The sequence below is a fragment of the Oleiphilus sp. HI0128 genome, from assembly GCF_001635365.1.
In genome coordinates this window covers 1-949 of sequence record NZ_LWGG01000251.1, presented here as the reverse complement: position 1 = coordinate 949, position 949 = coordinate 1, and the positions used below count along the sequence as shown (strand labels likewise).

At 43.8% G+C, this 949-nt stretch carries 1 protein-coding gene and 1 pseudogene; both read right to left on the bottom strand.

The features are described 5' to 3' along the window. The coding region (gene pgk / locus A3763_RS03315; protein WP_082880357.1) for a phosphoglycerate kinase at positions 1-309 on the bottom strand (309 nt) is incomplete at its 3' end. A gap of 36 nt (positions 310-345) precedes the next feature. Further along, positions 346-949, bottom strand: a pseudogene (locus A3763_RS03310) (erythrose-4-phosphate dehydrogenase); the annotation flags it as partial.

The following is a 949-nucleotide window of genomic DNA, read 5'->3' as shown; positions in this document are numbered from 1 at the left end:
GTCATTCAGACCGTCTGTATCCTGCCAATCTTTTAGTACTGGAATATCTTTACCGAGCAGATCGGACATATGACTAGCAACGGGCGCCAGTGAAAAAGCCTCATCATACTCACCCTCAGTTGGTCGACCCAAATGAGACATAAGCATTACTTTAGCGCCGGCTTCCATAGCATGCTTGATTGTAGGCAATGACGCTCGAATACGTGCATCACTCGTTACCTTTCCATCTTTAACTGGAACATTCAAATCTTCGCGAATCAAAACCCTCTTTCCTTTAAGGTCGAGATCCATCATTTTAAGAACAGACATATAATCTCCCATATAACATTGCGGCCCTGCAAAAAGTCACTTTGCAAGCCAATATCTAGCAACATCGAGCATACGGTTTGCGTATGCCCATTCATTATCAAACCAAGTCAAAACCTTGATCAAACGTCCGCCACTCACTCTTGTCTGACTACCATCAACAATTGTTGAGTGAGTATCACCAACAAAATCACTCGACGCTAACGGCTCTTCGGTGTAGTGGAAAATACCAAATTTATCGGCACCAGCCTTTTCGGCTAACAATGCGTTCACATCATTAGTATTAACGGCCATATCTACATACAACGATAACTCTATCGCTGAAACATTAATCGTAGGGACTCGCATAGCAGTCGCAGTTAATTTACCTTTCAAGTCAGGCAAAATACGCTCAACACCTTTCGCCAAACCTGTGTCGACGGGAACCACATTGTTCATCGAGCTTCGAGTACGCCTAAGATCCTGATGATGATAGGCATCGATCGTTGGCTGATCATTCATAGCGGAGTGAATAGTGGTAAGCGAACCAGCTACAATACCGAAGCGTTCATCTATAGCACTCAATACTGGCACAACAGCATTACTAGTACATGACGCACACGAGGCGATTATGTCGCCACTATCTAAGCCAAAATGATTTACA